The organism is Hymenobacter sp. ISL-91, from assembly GCF_018613725.1.
GTDB lineage: Bacteria > Bacteroidota > Bacteroidia > Cytophagales > Hymenobacteraceae > Hymenobacter.
Map to the genome: position 1 here is coordinate 171,783 of NZ_JAGGPS010000004.1, position 14,470 is coordinate 186,252.

Below are 14,470 nucleotides of genomic sequence, written 5' to 3' on the forward strand. Positions count from 1 at the left end.
ATTCAGAGCGAAGCGAAGAATCTCGCGTGCCTCGTTGAACAACGGCCATTGCCACGTCAGCACGCGAGCTTCTTCGCTTCGCTCTGAATGACGTTCAGCTTTCGACTCCCTGCAAGTGCAGTACCTTTACCTCACTTATGTCCTCACTGCTCACCGATTCGCTTAATTTCCTGTCGAAAGCCACCCCGCGCCGTCTCTGGAACGGGGCCCAGGTAGTGGGGGGCTACCTGCTGAGCAAGGCCACCGGCAAGGCCCGGCACTGGGGGTTGCCGGTGGCGCTCAGCTTCGAGCCCACCACCAGCTGCAACCTGCGCTGCCCCGAGTGCCCCAGCGGCCTGCGCTCCTTCACTCGGCCCACCGGCATGCTGCCCGACGAGCTGTTCCGCAAAACCATTGATGAGGTAGCCTCGCGGCTCTGGTACCTGATTTTCTACTTCCAGGGTGAGCCCTACCTGCACCCCAACTTCCTCGATCTGGTGAAGTACGCGGCCGGCAAGGGCATTTACACGGCCACCAGCACCAACGCCCACTACCTCAACGACCACAACGCCCGCCGCACTGTGGAAAGCGGCCTCGACCGGCTCATTATCTCCCTCGACGGTACCACCCAGGAGGTGTACCAGCAGTACCGCGTAGGAGGCAAAATTGACAAAGTGCTGGAGGGCACCCGCAACGTGGTGAAGTGGCGCAAGGAGCTGAAATTGAGCACCCCGCGCATTGTGTTTCAGTTTCTGGTGGTGCGCCCCAACGAGCACCAGCTGGACGAGGCCCGCACGCTGGCCCGCGAGCTGGGCGTGGATGACGTGTGGTTTAAAACGGCCCAGATTTACGACCACCACAACGGCTCGCCCCTTATCCCGACCATCGACTACTACTCGCGCTACGAAAACCAGGGCGACGGCACCTGGAGCCTCAAAAACAAGCTGCTCAACCACTGCTGGAAGATGTGGCACTCGTGCGTGATAACCTGGGACGGCCTCGTGGTGCCCTGCTGCTTCGACAAGGACGCCGAATACCGCCTCGGCGACCTGCAGACCCAGACGTTCCGCCAGCTCTGGCACGGCCCCAAGTACCGGCAGTTTCGCGCCTCGCTGCTCAAAGGCCGCGACCAGATTGAGATGTGCCGCAACTGCTCGGAAGGCACGAAGGTATGGGGCTAGAAAACGCGTATAATTTTGCGCTCGGTAGCCCGGCAGCGGCTTGCGGTTTGCTTTGAATATTACCCCCTATCCATGTTTGGAATAACAGATTTTCAACGGGCCTTCGAGCTTATTTCGGATAAGCTGGCGCGCTGGGTGCAGGCCGTGCTGTTGCTGCTGCCCAACCTGCTCATCGCCATCCTTATTCTGGCGGTTACCTACTTCGTCGCCAAGCTGGTTCACCGCGTTGTGGAGCGGCTGCTGACCCGGGTTTCGCCCAGCATAACCCTCAATCAGCTCATTGCCACCATTGTGCACGTGGCCGTGCTGCTGATTGGCCTGTTTTTCACGCTCGAAGTATTGCAGCTCGACAAAACGGTAACCTCGCTGCTGGCCGGTGTTGGTATCATTGGCCTGGCGCTGGGTTTTGCCTTCCAGGATATTGCGGCCAACTTTATCAGCGGCATTCTCATTGCCGTGCAGCGGCCGTTTACCGTAGGCGACGTTATCCAGACGGAAACCTATTTTGGCACTATTGAGCGCATCAATCTGCGTACCCTCGACCTACGCCAGGTAACGGGCGAGCTGGTACGCGTACCCAACCGCAAGGTGTTCGAAAGCTCGGTTATCAACTTCACCGAAACCACGCAGCGCCGGGTCGATGTAGCCTGTGGCGTCAGCTACGACGCCAACCTGGAGCAGGTGCAGGCCGTGGTGCTGGAGTGCATGCACGGCTTTCCGGGCATGCTCACGCAACGGCCGCTGGAGGTAATGTTCACCGAGTTTGCCGAAAGCTCCATCAATTTCACCCTCCGTTTCTGGATTCCGTACCGCCGCCAGACCGATTACGTGAGTGCCAAAAGCGAGGCCATGATGCGCATCAAGCGCGCTTTCGACAAGGCCGACATTTCCATTCCGTTTCCCATTCGCACCCTCGACATCTCGCCCGAGCTACTCGACAAGCTTAGCCAGGCAGTGGGCCGCAGGCCTGACCCTGAGTCTGGGCCGCCGCAGCAGCTACCCGAATAGCAGAGCCTTAAAAACCGTTATTCCGACCTTCTGCCTGATAAGCGAAAGGTCGGAATAACGGATGGGGTTAACCAGATGCCGGAGCGGCTATTTGTGGTTCTTGTCGAGGTTTTTGCCCAGGTCTTCCACTGTTTTCAGGAACTCGTCTACGCTGGTGTCGCCGTAGGTGCCGAAGGCCGTAGCAATGGTGCCTTTTACGCCGTCGGTGGTTTCGATGGCGTAGAGAATCGACATGTCGTCGGGGTTGCTTTCGCCCTCGAAGCGGTAAAAATCCACGATAGTTACTTCTTCGGGCATATAGCCACGGGCCTTATTATCGTCGCTGAGCGGGTAGAGCTTGCCGTCGGCTACGCGAAAGTCGGCCGTGAAACCGTCGGCGTTCAGCTTGCTTTCTACATTCACGAGGCTACGTTCTTTTTCGTTGTCTTGCATGACCAGGGGATTAGGTGTCGGGGGAGGGGAGCGTACAGGAAAGGTATAGCGGGGGCGACTAACTAGGCTGCCCCCGCACCGGGCTATACGTAGCCGATACGGGGGCAGGTTATACCAAAACGCCGAAAAGCAGGCCCGGCCTTAGCCAGCCGCTTTCTGCCGTTGCTGGGCCCGGTCAATGGTACGCTGCATCTGGTCCACATCGAAGCCCGAGCAGGCGCTGCCGCAGCCCTTGGCGCAACCGCTCTGGCGCTTATCGAAAGCCCGCCAGAAGATGCGCCCTACGTAAAATGCCGCCCCCGCAAAGAGCAGCGCGATGATGAGATATTGTAGCCACATGGTGGTTGGTGCTTAATGCTTCGTTGTCAGTGCTTAGTGAAAAGACGTCATGCTACCCAGCACGCTGTAGGGGCGGGGCTTGTCCCCGCCCGCCGTTAAACGGCATCAGTGGGATGGTGCGAACGGCGGGCGGGGGCAAGCCCCGCCCTACACCGACCTCCTTGGGAAGAGGCCAGTTCTTACCTAACCGCCAAGCGTGCTTCCCTGTTCCCGCCGCCACACCTGCCCAATCAACTCCTGCATTTCGCCGTGCACGAGGCCGTTGCTGGCGACAACCTCGCGGCCGAACAGCGGGTCGCCGTCCTGCAGAAATTCGGTAACGCGCCCCCCGGCCTCGCGCACCAGCAAAATACCGGCCGCCACATCATACGAGTTGAGGTTGAACTCGAAGAAGCCCTCGAAACGGCCGGCGGCCACGTAGGCCAGGTCGGCGGCGGCCGAGCCTACGCGCCGCACGCCGTGCGAGCCGCGCATGAACGCGCCGAGCACCTTCAGGTAGTCGTCCATCAGGCCGAAATCGGTGTAGGGAAAGCCCGTGGCGATGAGCGAAGAGTTGAGGTCGGGCACGTCGGAAACGTGGATGGGCTGCTCGTTGCAGAACGCTCCGCCACCCTTGGCCGCCCGGAAACACTCGTCGCGCACCACCTCGTACACCACGCCGGCCACCAGTTCCTGCCCCCGAATCAGGCCCACACTCACGCAGTACACCGGCAGGCCGTGCACGAAGTTGGTGGTGCCATCGAGCGGGTCGATTATCCAGTTGAACTCCTCGGCCCGTTCGGCACCCTCAGTGCCTTCTTCGGTGATGAAACCGGCCTCGGGCAGCACCTCGCGCAGGCCTGCTACCAGCAGCTTCTCGGTCTCTTTATCCACGTACGAAACCAGGTCGTGGACGCCTTTGCTCTCGATGTGGCTGCGGTTGAACGTGGCCGACTCCTGCCGGATAAACTGCCCCGCATAGCGCGTTACCGCCGCTAGCTGAAAGCTGATTTGGTTATAATCCATAAAGATTGATGCGTTTTGAATGTAGCGCGAAGCTCCCTGGAGCTTCGCGCTACATTCATCGGTTGCTTACGCGGCCTGCCCTACCCGCCTGCGCCCCAGCACGGACGCCGCAACGGTGGCCAGCAGCAACAGCACCGCCAGTACCTGGCAGGCGGGGCCAATCAGCTCGCCGTGGCGGACGTAGAAGGTGAGCTCGGTGTTGAGGTGTACGGTGCCGCGCAATGCGGCCTGCACCCACCAACCCGATTGCTGCGTGATTTCACCCTTCTGGTTGATGAAGCCCGAAATGCCGGTGTTGGCCGAGCGGGCCACGTCGCGGCGGGTTTCGATGGCCCGGAGCGTGGCGTACTGCAGGTGCTGCTTATGCCCCGGCGAGTCGGACCACCAACCATCGTTGGTGATGATGCCGATGAGCGTGGCCCCCTTGGTCACGTAATCGGCCACAAAGTCGCCGTACACCGATTCGTAGCAGATGACGGGTGCCACCCGCAACGCGGGCGCGGCGGCCGCTTCAAACACGGCGCGCTCGGGCTGCGAGCCAAGTCCGCCGGCCGAGCCGCCGAGGTCAATTACAAACATCGACAGCCAGGGCGGCACGCCTTCCACGCCCGGCACGAGGCGGCTTTTGTGGTAGAACGCGGCCGGGTCGGTGGCCCGGCCCAGGTGCAGGGCCGCATTGAACAGGTCGTAGTAGCCTAAGTCGTCGCGGAAGCGGGCTGTGGCGCTGGCCCGGGATTTATCGGGGCCGTACTGGCCCACGGTGGTCAGGCCGGTTACCAGGTCGAGGCCGGGATGCGTGGCCAGCCACTGCCGCAGCTGCCCGATGCGGGGGTAGGTTTCGATGTTGCTTTCGAAATACGTTTCATCGAGGCTGGTTTCGGGCCAGAGCACAAGCCGGGTCTGGGGCGTCAGCTGTTGCTCGGTCAGGGCTATCATCCGCGCCAGCTGCTGGTCGTAGGGCACAAAGTTGGGCGAGCCCGCAAACTTCTCCAGAAACGGGTCGAGGTTGGGCTGCACCACTACCACCTCGGCTGCCGGGCCTTTCTCCTGGTAGTTGCTGCCGATGTAGTTCGACAGCAGCCCAGGCAGCAAAACCGCCAGAAAGGGCACTACGAGCAAGCGTTGACGCGCCACCCGGCTCAGATCCGGCCCAGCGGCCCGCCATTTGCTGATCGAATAAAAAACCAGCAGGTTTACGGCCCAGATCCAGAGCGAGCCACCCAGAAAACCAGTGTACTCGTACCACTGCACCAGCGAGTTGGCCGTGGCGAAGCCGTTGCCGAGCGTAAGCCAGGGCCAGGTGAGAAACCAGTGCAGATGCAGCTGCTCGAAGGCAATCCAGTAGATGGGCAGCGAGAGGTAGCCCAGCGTGGGGCCAAACCGCTTTTTGGTGTGGTAGAAGGCTGCCAGCGCCGCGCTCATCATCAGGGCATTGCACACAACGGCCGCAATGCCGCCGCCCAGCGTGCTGAAGCTCACCCAGTAGGTAGTAAACAGGTTCCAGAGCACCAGCGTGAGGTAGCCGTAGCGCCAAATCTTCCAGCCGCTGGCCCCTTGCGCGCTCAGGCGCTGCTCCAGCAGCAGGTAGGGCACCCAGGCCACCAGCAGCAGCAAGGCCAGCGGGGCCGGGTTCACCGGCCAGCCGGCCCACAGCAGCCCGGCGCTCAGCAGCGCCAGCAGGCTTGGCAGCCAGTAGTTCAGGCCTTTGGCGGGCGTTACGGCGGGCTGCGGCAGAGTGATATTATTCGGCATCATCGTCGTCAGTCTGGTCGTCGTCGTACTTTTTGTAGCGGTCGGCTTTGGCGGCACGCTCGTGGGGGCGGCCCTGCACTACCAGCACAATTTCGCCTTTGATGGCCGGGCGGGCGGCGAAGTTTTGGGCCAGCTCGGCCAGCGGGGCCGTTACGGTTTCCTCGAACAGCTTGGTCAGCTCGCGGCTCACCGAAGCGGGCCGCTCGGGACCCAGCACCTCGGCCAACTGCTCCAGCGTCTTCACAATCCGGTGCGGCGACTCGTAGAAAATCATGGTGCGGGTTTCGGGCACCAACTCCTGCAGGCGCGTCTGGCGGCCCTTTTTCACCGGCAGAAACCCCTCGAACGTAAACCGCTCGGCCCCGAAACCCGACTTGAGCAACGCCGGCACCAGCGCCGTAGCGCCCGGCAAACATTCCACCTTAAAGCCCCGGGCCAGGCACTCGCGCACCAATAAAAACCCCGGGTCGGAGATGCCTGGCGTGCCGGCGTCGGACACCAGGGCCATGGTTTCGCCCTTGGCCAGCCGCTCCAGCAGCCGCGGCACCTGCTGGTGCTCGTTGTGCAGGTGGTAGCTGAGCATGGGCTTTTTCAGCTCCAGATGCTGCAGCAGCCGCCCGCTGGTGCGGGTATCCTCGGCCAGCACCAAATCTACCTCGCCCAGTATGCGGATGGCCCGCAGGGTGATATCCTCCAGGTTGCCAATGGGCGTGGGCACGAGGTAGAGCAGCGTAGGTTCCGACATAGCCACAAAGGTACCGGTTAGTGGTTGGTTGTCGGTTGTCAGTTGTCAGTTGCTCGTTGTTAGGGCGAATGATGTTCACCCTAACAACGAGCAACTGACAACGAGCAACTGACAACTAAACGGCTTCTACCCCGCCGTACTCGGCGGCCAGCAGGTCGATGGCGGCGGCCAGTTGCCGGTCTTTGTCGGTGATGGTGTTGCCCGCGTCGTGGGTGCGCAGGCGGAAGCTGACGGTGTTGTACTCGTTGCTCCACCAAGGGTGATGATTCTGGAACTCGGCCTCCTCAGCCACGTCGCTCATGAAGCTGAAGGCCACTTTAAAGTCTTTGAAACGGAAGGTGTTGCAGAGGGCATTGTCTTGTTCGGTCCACATGGCGGGTTGGGGTTTGGAAGGAAGAAGAGGAGGACAGGGCAGACCCAAAGCTAAACCCAAACCCGCAAACCACAGTACACTTTACCAAACGCCCACCTATCCACCTCAACTCGAAACAACTATGGCCACCGACCCCAACGACCGCCCCGTGCGCGTCATCAACGACGATACTTCGCAGCAGGAAATGGAAGCCGGCCACATTGTGCCCGGTGCCGACCCGCCCAAGAACGAGGACGCCCGCGGCGGCTTTGGCAACCGCGAGGGTAAGCAGGGCTACGGCACCGACAGCTCCGACGGCATTACGGCCGTGTCGATGAACCAGAACGAAGACAAGGTTGCCCCGCCGCACGATAACATGCGCACCACCGAGGAGGGCCGCCCCGACCGCCCAAACCAGGATATGCCCGCCGAGCGACACCTCACCCAGCAGCCCCGCCGCCCCGTCGATGAGCTCGACGGCGACGATGCCCGCCGTGGCCCCGACGAGATGGAAGACCCCGATTCGCGCGTGGGCATGGGCCAGATGGAGGCTAACCCACCATCCAACGCCAGGCTCGCCAGCCAGGGCACCAACGCCGACCTCACTGACCCCGACGCCAAAGACACGGCCATCGACCAGTAGGCTTTGTTTTAAGCTGTTAGCTGATAGCCATTAGCTGATAGCTTTGGACAGAACACAAGAAGCTAATAGCCAGCAGCTATCAGCCAATAGCTAACCATAAACATCTTTATTATGTCTACTAAAAGCAACCAACAGTCGCCGGAAAATAGTGGCGACCCCGCAGGCCAGGGCCAGCGCAAAGCCGACCCAAACAGCAAGCCCCTCGCCACCGGCGACGGCCAAAAGGACCTTGCCGATGAGTATACCGAGGATGGGTTGGATGAAATTCCGCCTCATCTCGCCAACAACCCCAACCGCAACTACGACAAGCCCGATATCGACAAGCCGGCCTACAGCTAAGCGTTGCCGCAAGCCGACCATTTAAACGAGCACCCATGCAGATGGGTGCTCGTTTGGCATAGGGTGGTTTTGGGTACCATAGCGGTTTCGCGCCGCCCTGTCAGCTTGTTCCATCACCAGCCATTGCCTACCATTCAGCCTCGGCCAACGGCCAATAACCCCCAGTTAACCACCTGACACATGGCCCGCTATGCCTTCACCGATATTCATGGCTGCCTGCTGACGTTGCGCGCGCTGCTGGCGCGGCTGCCGCTCTGCCCCGCCGACGAGCTGTATTTCTTGGGCGACTACGTGAACAAAGGCCCCGACAGCCGTGGAGTGCTCGACTACCTGATGGCTTTGCCCGACCAGGGCTACCGGGTAGTGTGCCTGCGCGGCAACCACGACCAGGAACTGCTCGATGCCGCCGAGGGCCGTGCCGAACAAGCCTGGCTCAGCACTACCGAGCGCGCTCTGACGCTGCACAGCTTTGGCATTTCCGACCCGCAGCAGTTGCCCCTGCCCTACCTGCGCTGGCTCCGCGACCTGCCCCACCAACTCGATATTCCCGGCTGGACACTGGTACACGCCGGCTACGACTTTCGCCTGTCCGCCGCCGCGATGCGCCGCGACTGGCCCACCATGCTCAATACGAAAGCCTTTGTGTTTGATGCCTCGCGCCTGCAGGGCCGGCAGCTGCTACACGGCCACGTACCTACGCCCCATGCCGAGGTGCAGCGCCGACTGGCCCACGCTCCGGGCGCCATTTGCCTCGATACTGGCTGCGTGTACCGCCACAACCCCGAGCTGCGCCACCTGGCTGCCTTCAACCTCGACACCCACGAACTGACGCTGCAGCCCAACATCGAGCCCGACTACCCGATTGCGAAACGCTAGAATCAGATGCAGGGAGGACAGTATCGCCTACCCTACTCCTGCTCCTTCAGCACATCGGAGCGCAGCACGCGGCGGGCGGCGGCCTGGTAAGGGTTGCGCGGGTCGTTCGACACGGCGCGCAGGGTGTTGCGGGCGGCTGTGGTTTGCTGGTTGCGCCAGTAAGCCATGCCCAGATGGTAGCGGGCCCGGCCCGCCAGCGGCGAGCTGGCCTGCGTGGCCACCCGCCTCAGAAACGGCTGGGCCGCCTGAATCTGCTCGGGGTCGTTTTGGCTCAGCAGGAAGATGCCATTGTAATAAGTAAGTGTATCCTGGCCGATGGCGTTGGTCGGAATGCGTTGCAGTACCTGTAGCGCCGGCTGATACTGCTCTTCGCGGAAGAGGCGCATGGCTTCCGCCAACAACGGCCGCTGGGCTTCCTGCACCACCGAATCGGACAGGGCGGTTTCGGGCTGATAGTAGCGGTTCCAGCTATTGGCGGCCGAGGGCGTAACGGGCCGCCACAGCAGCCACAAACCCAGTAGCATCAGCAGCAAGCCGCCCGCCAGCACGCCCCAGCGGCGCTGCTGCTCGCGCTGCCGCCGCCGCACCCGCGAAAGGGCCAGCTGGCGCTGGTCGAGGCGCTGGTCGAGGGCCAGCAGGCGCTGGTACAGGGTTTCGTGGCCCGCCACCCAACGCAGGTCGGCCGTTAGCTGCTCGTACTGCTGGTAGGCCTGGTAGAGGGCCGGGTCGGTTTCGAGCCGGGCTTCAAAAGCCTCCTGCTCAGCGGCGCTCAGCTGGCCGTCGGCAAAGCGTTCCAGCTCTTCCAGGTAAGGGCGCAGGTCGGGAGCAGGCAGGGGCATAAAGGCAGAAAATGGCAGCGGGCAGATAAATGGAAGGCGGAGCGCGCCGGAGCTAAGCTACGCAGAAGCGCAATGCAACGATACTACACAGTGGCGCGCAGGCGCAGCTCGTACAGCTTGCGCAGGCAGGCCGCCTTCTGCATCCGGGCTACGTTGGCGTTGGCGAAACCCATTTTGCCAGCCATTTTCTCGAAGTGGTAACCCCGGAAATAAAAATACATCAGCATCTTCTGGCAGTCGAGGCCCAGGGTGCGGAACAGGGCCAGCAGGTGCTGCCGGCGGCCGTTTTCGTGGGCCGGGAGCCGGGCGGTGGTGCGGGCGGCGCGCACCTGTTCGTCGGCCAGGCCATACACGTAGGCACGCACATCATCGGGCACCTTGGTCAGGCGGCCATCGGCTACCTGGTCGTAGAACTCGACCAGTACGGTGCGCAGCAGCTCGTGGGCAGCGGGCGGATCCAGCTGGTGCTGGCGCCGGGCCCAGCGAGCAAACAGCGTCCGGTTCTGCTCGTAGAACTGCACCAGAAACGACTGGTTGCCCACGCGAAGGCTCGTCAGGACTTCGGCAAGTTGCTGGGGTGTATCCATAAGAAGGGCAAGATAACGGGAATGGAGGAATGAGTACGTGAACTGTTATTCTCTCCTTTACCCCAGTCACTCATTCACCGCTTCGCCTTACCTTTGAAGATATGGAAACTCAAGCCCGCATTCTCGCCCCCGATACCGCCGTTTTCGACCTCATCAAGCAGGAGAAAGCCCGGCAAACCCACGGAATTGAACTCATTGCCTCCGAAAACTATGTTTCGGAGCAGGTGATGCGGGCCCAGGGCTCCATCCTGACCAACAAATACGCCGAGGGCCTGCCCGGCAAGCGTTACTACGGCGGCTGCGAAGTGGTCGACCAGATTGAGCAACTGGCCATTGATAGGGCCAAGGAGCTGTTTGGGGCCGAGTGGGTGAACGTGCAGCCGCACTCGGGCGCGCAGGCCAACGCCGCCGTGATGCTGGCCATTCTCAACCCCGGCGACAAAATTCTGGGCTTCGACCTGAGCCACGGCGGCCACCTCACACACGGCTCGCCGGTGAACTTCTCGGGCAAGCTGTATCAGCCTTCCTTTTATGGGGTCGAGAAGGAAACCGGCCTCATCGACTTTCAGAAAGTAAAGGAAACTGCCCGCCGCGAAAAGCCCAAGCTCATCATCTGCGGGGCCTCGGCCTACTCGCGCGACTGGGACTACCAGGCCCTGCGCGAAGCCGCCGACGAGGTAGGCGCGCTGCTGCTGGCCGATATTTCGCACCCTTCGGGCCTGATTGCCAAGGGTTTGCTTAACAACCCGTTCCAGCACTGCCACATCGTAACCACCACCACCCACAAAACCCTGCGCGGCCCCCGCGGCGGCCTGATTATGATGGGTCGCGACTTTGAAAACCCCTTCGGGCTGAAGACGCCCAAGGGCGAAACCCGCATGATGTCGGCGCTGCTCGACTCGGGCGTGTTCCCGGGCACCCAGGGCGGGCCGCTGGAGCACGTTATCGGGGCCAAGGCTGTGGCGTTTGGCGAGGCCCTTACTGACACCTATGCCGACTACACCCGCCAGGTAATTGCCAATGCCCAGGCGCTGGCCGGCGCGTTTGTGGAGCGCGGCTACGAGCTGATTTCAGGCGGCACCGACAACCACCTGATGCTGATTGACCTGCGCAGCAAGGGCCTGACCGGCAAGCTGGCCGAAAACACGCTTGTAAAGGCCGACATCACCATCAATAAAAACATGGTGCCTTTCGACGATAAGTCGCCCTTCGTAACGTCGGGTATGCGCATCGGCTCGGCGGCCGTTACCACCCGCGGCCTCACCGAGCCCGATATGGTGCGCATCGTAGAGTTTATCGACGAGGCCCTAACCCACAACGCCGACGACGCCCACTTGGCCAAAGTGCGCGGCGAAATAAACGAATGGATGCAGCAGTATCCGCTCTTCGCCTAAAGATTACAGGCCAATAAGTCTGAAAGTACGTAAGCCGCGTATCTAGGGCTTGCTGAACCGGGCAGCCGGCAGTGGCAGGAAAGCAACTTCCTGCCACTGCCGGCACTCTTTCTGGCCTCCAACTTTCTACCGTATACTTCACCTTCACTAAGTGTCTGCAACTCAACCCGTGCTGGGCAATCAGCAGGAAATGTCGTTTATCGACCACCTGGAGGCGCTGCGCTGGCACGTTATCCGGGCGGCCATTGCCGTGGTGGTATTTGCCCTCGGAGCCTTTTTCTCCAAGGACTTCCTCTTCCACGACCTGATGCTGGGCCCCTCGCGGTCCGATTTCTGGACTTACCGTATGTCGTGCAAGCTGGCAGCCCTGCTGGGTGCGCCGGGTTTGTGCATCGATAAAATCGGGTTCGTTATCCAGAACCGCGAGATGAGCGGGCAGCTGACCATGCACATCAGCACGAGCTTTATCGTGGGCCTGGTGCTGGGCTTTCCGTACCTGTTCTGGGAGCTGTGGCGCTTCATCGAGCCGGGGCTGTACCCGCACGAGCGGCAGAACTCACGCGGGGCGGTATTCTTCGTGTCGTTGCTCTTTATTGCCGGCCTGCTGTTCGGCTACTACATTGCCGCGCCCATGAGCATCCAGTTTCTGGCCGGCTACGTGGTCGATGCCAGCATCGAGAACCAGATTGACATGCAGAGCTACCTGAGCACGCTCACGACCATGAGCCTGTCGTGCGCCTTTGTGTTCGAGCTGCCGATGATTGTGTTCTTTTTGGCCAAAGCCGGCCTGATTACGCCCGAAATCATGCGCGTGTACCGCAAGCACGCCATTGTGGTGGTACTGGTTATTGCGGCCATCATCACGCCGCCCGAAGTCACCTCGCAAATCATTGTTACCATCCCCATCATCCTGCTCTACGAGCTGAGCATCAATATTGCCCGCATCGTAACGCGCAACCGCACCGCCTCCCTTAACGCCCAGCTGGCCGAGAATCAGGGAGTAGCGGAGTAAACAGCCACAAGCTTTCAGCTACAAGCCGCAAGCCCGTTCAGAAAGCTTGCGGCTTGTAGCTGAAAGCTTGCAACTCAATAAAACATTACCCCATGAAACTAGCCATCGGCTCCGACCACGCAGGCTTCGACTACAAGCAGATGCTGTTGCAGTGGCTGCGCGACAACGGCTACGAGGTGCAGGACTTCGGTACCCACTCGGCCGACTCGGTAGACTACCCCGACTATGTGCATCCGCTGGCCACGGCCGTGGAAGGCGGGGAGTTTGCGCTGGGTTTGCTGCTGTGTGGCTCAGCCAATGGCGTCTGCATCACGGCCAATAAGCACCAGGGCATCCGGGCGGCCATTGCCTGGGAGCCCGAGCTGGCCGCGCTGGCCCGGCAGCACAACAATGCCAATGTGCTGTGCATTCCGGCCCGTTTTGTGAGCGAAGAAGCCGCCCGCGCCATTACCAGCCAGTTTCTCAACACTGCCTTTGAAGGCGGCCGCCACCAAAACCGGGTGGATAAAATTGCGTGTTAGCAACAAGATATATCCTGATGGGGGATGAAACGAGAGGTTTAGGTAACCTCTCGTTTCATCCCCCATCAGCATTTTTACTATCACAGCCGCTGCTATAGCCGCTCGAAATGGGTGGTGGTAGCCTGCAGCCCGGCAGGCGTACAAAGGCCCCGCACGTAGGGCTCAAAAATATTGCGGTACACCAGCGCCAGATTCGACTCATCGGGCGGAAATATCTCCTCGTTCAGTACCAGACTGAACTGCGCCAGAATGATGTGGGCGACCAGGCGGGCATCGAGGTGGGAGCGGAACTGGCCCTGGTTGATGCCGCCCTGTAGAAAACGCACCAGCAGCGCGCCCATGTAGTCGCGCAGGTGCTCAGAAATGAGCTGCCACGACAGCGGATAGTGCGTCCGCATGATGTGGTAATCGTAGTGCGGAGCCTGGCGCAGCTCGTTGAGGCTGTAGCGAAGCAGACCCACCAAACACTCGGCAGGTGTATCGAGGTTGGCAAACAACTCGGTATGCTCCTGGCGCTGACGGGCCAAATTGTGCCTGGTTACGGCGCACAGCAGCATTTCCTTCGAGCCAAAGGCCTCCCGAAACTCGGCAGGGGTACAGTCGAGCTCGGCAGCCAACTGGTCCTCGTGGGGCAGGCGTACCCCTACCTCGCGGAATAGTGTGGCGGCGCGGTCTATCATCTGTTGGCGTACAAGCTGCTCCATAGCAATGGGTAAGTAAAAGCGCGTCTACGCATGCGTCTGGGCCTCTTTTCCTCAGAGCAGCATACCCAAACCAAAGAAAAACAGCAGCTGTATGAGGTACACAAACGGCGCCAGCGCATTGTGCTTACTGAACTCGACCCGGTTGAAGTAAACCTGAAAAATAAGGCTCACCACAAACCAGCCCTTGAAATTCAGCAGCGGAATAACATCGTACTGCCAGGTCCAGAAATCATAGCGCACGGCCACCGGCTCGATACAAATATCAAGCCCAACCATCAGCAGCGCCGCCGCAATGGCTCGCACAAAGCCCGGCACCGGCAGGTAGGTGGCCAGCACCCCGGCCGAGTAGGTGACAATCACCCAGTTCACGCCAATGAGCAGTGGCACATCCAGCCACTTGATGCCCAGCGAGGCGCCATACGCGTAGTTGCCAAACAGCAGGCCCGTGCGGGTGCCCACCACCTCCACAAAGAAGCCCATGAAGGCAATAACGGCGCAGAAACTCCAGAAGGCGGCCGTGCGCCGGGGCTGAAAAGCCAGCAGCAGCCCCAGCGTGAGTAGCAGCGTGAGGGGCATGAAGCGCAGGAAAAGCTCCTCATATCCGGAAAAGGCCAGCCCCACGAAACCCGTAACATGGAACAGCAGCAGGATGCCCTGGGCCCAGCGCAGCCGCCGTTGCTGCCGCTCGGCGCGGCCGGCGGCCACTGGAGCTACCGCCGTAGGGTGTTGGGTATATTCGGGCATGGGGTTGAATCAGAAGCG

General features: G+C 61.1%; 18 protein-coding genes. 8 read left to right on the forward strand and 10 right to left on the reverse strand.

Features of this window, described 5'->3' with window-relative positions; genetic code table 11:
* Positions 1-137 precede the first annotated feature (137 nt).
* Positions 138-1,160, forward strand: a complete 1,023-nt coding sequence (locus tag J7E24_RS01565) for an SPASM domain-containing protein (protein ID WP_215134426.1) — start codon at positions 138-140, stop codon at positions 1,158-1,160.
* A gap of 72 nt (positions 1,161-1,232) precedes the next feature.
* Complete coding sequence (locus tag J7E24_RS01570; RefSeq protein ID WP_215134428.1) at positions 1,233-2,168, forward strand: mechanosensitive ion channel family protein; 936 nt, start codon at positions 1,233-1,235, stop codon at positions 2,166-2,168.
* Between the two features lie 87 nt (positions 2,169-2,255).
* On the opposite strand, the gene J7E24_RS01575 is transcribed toward J7E24_RS01570, so the two are convergent.
* From J7E24_RS01575 to J7E24_RS01600, 6 genes are all read right to left on the reverse strand, one after another.
* Positions 2,256-2,600 (reverse strand): hypothetical protein, encoded by a 345-nt coding sequence (locus tag J7E24_RS01575; RefSeq protein WP_215134430.1) that lies wholly within the window; start codon positions 2,598-2,600, stop codon positions 2,256-2,258.
* A 141-nt stretch (positions 2,601-2,741) separates the two neighbouring features.
* Positions 2,742-2,939, reverse strand: a complete 198-nt coding sequence (locus tag J7E24_RS01580) for a FeoB-associated Cys-rich membrane protein (protein ID WP_215134432.1) — start codon at positions 2,937-2,939, stop codon at positions 2,742-2,744.
* A gap of 183 nt (positions 2,940-3,122) precedes the next feature.
* Positions 3,123-3,944: an inositol monophosphatase family protein gene (locus tag J7E24_RS01585; protein WP_215134434.1), complete on the reverse strand. Its 822-nt coding sequence runs from the start codon at positions 3,942-3,944 to the stop codon at positions 3,123-3,125.
* 66 nt (positions 3,945-4,010) lie between these two features.
* The gene (gene lnt, locus J7E24_RS01590; RefSeq protein WP_251046960.1) at positions 4,011-5,699 is read right to left on the reverse strand and encodes an apolipoprotein N-acyltransferase; all 1,689 of its coding nucleotides are present in this window, start codon (positions 5,697-5,699) and stop codon (positions 4,011-4,013) included.
* Positions 5,686-6,441 carry a 16S rRNA (cytidine(1402)-2'-O)-methyltransferase gene (rsmI, locus tag J7E24_RS01595; RefSeq protein ID WP_215134436.1) on the reverse strand — a complete coding sequence of 252 codons (756 nt, stop codon included), beginning with the start codon at positions 6,439-6,441 and terminating at the stop codon, positions 5,686-5,688. The genes lnt and rsmI overlap by 14 nt, the downstream gene beginning before the upstream one ends.
* Before the next feature lie 115 nt (positions 6,442-6,556).
* Positions 6,557-6,814: a 4a-hydroxytetrahydrobiopterin dehydratase gene (locus tag J7E24_RS01600; protein WP_215134438.1), complete on the reverse strand. Its 258-nt coding sequence runs from the start codon at positions 6,812-6,814 to the stop codon at positions 6,557-6,559.
* A gap of 121 nt (positions 6,815-6,935) precedes the next feature.
* Here J7E24_RS01600 and J7E24_RS01605 point away from each other — a divergent pair, with 121 nt between their 5' ends.
* The 3 genes from J7E24_RS01605 (at position 6,936) to J7E24_RS01615 (ending at position 8,651) form a co-directional block, all read left to right on the forward strand.
* On the forward strand, positions 6,936-7,436 hold the full coding sequence (locus tag J7E24_RS01605) for a hypothetical protein (protein WP_215134440.1): 501 nt from the start codon (positions 6,936-6,938) through the stop codon (positions 7,434-7,436).
* A gap of 111 nt (positions 7,437-7,547) precedes the next feature.
* Entirely contained in the window at positions 7,548-7,775 is a 228-nt protein-coding gene (locus J7E24_RS01610) for a hypothetical protein (RefSeq protein WP_215134442.1), read from the forward strand.
* Positions 7,776-7,955: 180 nt separating this feature from the next.
* Positions 7,956-8,651 carry a metallophosphoesterase family protein gene (locus tag J7E24_RS01615; RefSeq protein ID WP_215134444.1) on the forward strand — a complete coding sequence of 232 codons (696 nt, stop codon included), beginning with the start codon at positions 7,956-7,958 and terminating at the stop codon, positions 8,649-8,651.
* Between the two features lie 32 nt (positions 8,652-8,683).
* Here the strand turns inward: J7E24_RS01615 and J7E24_RS01620 are convergent, their stop codons facing one another.
* Both J7E24_RS01620 and J7E24_RS01625 read right to left on the reverse strand, forming a co-directional pair.
* Entirely contained in the window at positions 8,684-9,490 is an 807-nt protein-coding gene (locus tag J7E24_RS01620; RefSeq protein ID WP_215134446.1) for a hypothetical protein, read from the reverse strand.
* A gap of 83 nt (positions 9,491-9,573) precedes the next feature.
* Positions 9,574-10,077 (reverse strand): hypothetical protein, encoded by a 504-nt coding sequence (locus tag J7E24_RS01625; RefSeq protein WP_215134448.1) that lies wholly within the window; start codon positions 10,075-10,077, stop codon positions 9,574-9,576.
* Positions 10,078-10,178: 101 nt separating this feature from the next.
* Between J7E24_RS01625 and glyA the strand changes: the two genes are divergently transcribed.
* The 3 genes from glyA (at position 10,179) to rpiB (ending at position 13,004) form a co-directional block, all read left to right on the forward strand.
* Complete coding sequence (glyA, locus tag J7E24_RS01630) at positions 10,179-11,471, forward strand: serine hydroxymethyltransferase (protein WP_215134451.1); 1,293 nt, start codon at positions 10,179-10,181, stop codon at positions 11,469-11,471.
* A 151-nt stretch (positions 11,472-11,622) separates the two neighbouring features.
* Positions 11,623-12,483 carry a twin-arginine translocase subunit TatC gene (gene tatC, locus J7E24_RS01635; RefSeq protein WP_317195606.1) on the forward strand — a complete coding sequence of 287 codons (861 nt, stop codon included), beginning with the start codon at positions 11,623-11,625 and terminating at the stop codon, positions 12,481-12,483.
* Positions 12,484-12,575: 92 nt separating this feature from the next.
* A complete protein-coding gene (rpiB, locus tag J7E24_RS01640; RefSeq protein ID WP_215134453.1) occupies positions 12,576-13,004 on the forward strand; it encodes a ribose 5-phosphate isomerase B in 429 nt (142 codons plus the stop codon).
* A 92-nt stretch (positions 13,005-13,096) separates the two neighbouring features.
* Here the strand turns inward: rpiB and J7E24_RS01645 are convergent, their stop codons facing one another.
* Both J7E24_RS01645 and J7E24_RS01650 read right to left on the reverse strand, forming a co-directional pair.
* Positions 13,097-13,708 (reverse strand): TetR/AcrR family transcriptional regulator, encoded by a 612-nt coding sequence (locus tag J7E24_RS01645; protein ID WP_215134455.1) that lies wholly within the window; start codon positions 13,706-13,708, stop codon positions 13,097-13,099.
* Between the two features lie 51 nt (positions 13,709-13,759).
* On the reverse strand, positions 13,760-14,452 hold the full coding sequence (locus tag J7E24_RS01650; protein ID WP_215134457.1) for a carotenoid biosynthesis protein: 693 nt from the start codon (positions 14,450-14,452) through the stop codon (positions 13,760-13,762).
* Positions 14,453-14,470: the final 18 nt, after the last annotated feature.

Bases quoted from the DNA above. Each gene is read 5' to 3' on its own strand.
- J7E24_RS01565 (WP_215134426.1), top strand. From the start codon at position 138: ATGTCCTCACTGCTCACCGATTCGCTTAATTTCCTGTCGAAAGCCACC.
- J7E24_RS01570 (WP_215134428.1), top strand. From the start codon at position 1,233: ATGTTTGGAATAACAGATTTTCAACGGGCCTTCGAGCTTATTTCGGAT.
- J7E24_RS01575 (WP_215134430.1), bottom strand. From the start codon at position 2,600: ATGCAAGACAACGAAAAAGAACGTAGCCTCGTGAATGTAGAAAGCAAG.
- J7E24_RS01580 (WP_215134432.1), bottom strand. From the start codon at position 2,939: ATGTGGCTACAATATCTCATCATCGCGCTGCTCTTTGCGGGGGCGGCA.
- J7E24_RS01585 (WP_215134434.1), bottom strand. From the start codon at position 3,944: ATGGATTATAACCAAATCAGCTTTCAGCTAGCGGCGGTAACGCGCTAT.
- lnt (WP_251046960.1), bottom strand. From the start codon at position 5,699: ATGATGCCGAATAATATCACTCTGCCGCAGCCCGCCGTAACGCCCGCC.
- rsmI (WP_215134436.1), bottom strand. From the start codon at position 6,441: ATGTCGGAACCTACGCTGCTCTACCTCGTGCCCACGCCCATTGGCAAC.
- J7E24_RS01600 (WP_215134438.1), bottom strand. From the start codon at position 6,814: ATGTGGACCGAACAAGACAATGCCCTCTGCAACACCTTCCGTTTCAAA.
- J7E24_RS01605 (WP_215134440.1), top strand. From the start codon at position 6,936: ATGGCCACCGACCCCAACGACCGCCCCGTGCGCGTCATCAACGACGAT.
- J7E24_RS01610 (WP_215134442.1), top strand. From the start codon at position 7,548: ATGTCTACTAAAAGCAACCAACAGTCGCCGGAAAATAGTGGCGACCCC.
- J7E24_RS01615 (WP_215134444.1), top strand. From the start codon at position 7,956: ATGGCCCGCTATGCCTTCACCGATATTCATGGCTGCCTGCTGACGTTG.
- J7E24_RS01620 (WP_215134446.1), bottom strand. From the start codon at position 9,490: ATGCCCCTGCCTGCTCCCGACCTGCGCCCTTACCTGGAAGAGCTGGAA.
- J7E24_RS01625 (WP_215134448.1), bottom strand. From the start codon at position 10,077: ATGGATACACCCCAGCAACTTGCCGAAGTCCTGACGAGCCTTCGCGTG.
- glyA (WP_215134451.1), top strand. From the start codon at position 10,179: ATGGAAACTCAAGCCCGCATTCTCGCCCCCGATACCGCCGTTTTCGAC.
- rpiB (WP_215134453.1), top strand. From the start codon at position 12,576: ATGAAACTAGCCATCGGCTCCGACCACGCAGGCTTCGACTACAAGCAG.
- J7E24_RS01645 (WP_215134455.1), bottom strand. From the start codon at position 13,708: ATGGAGCAGCTTGTACGCCAACAGATGATAGACCGCGCCGCCACACTA.
- J7E24_RS01650 (WP_215134457.1), bottom strand. From the start codon at position 14,452: ATGCCCGAATATACCCAACACCCTACGGCGGTAGCTCCAGTGGCCGCC.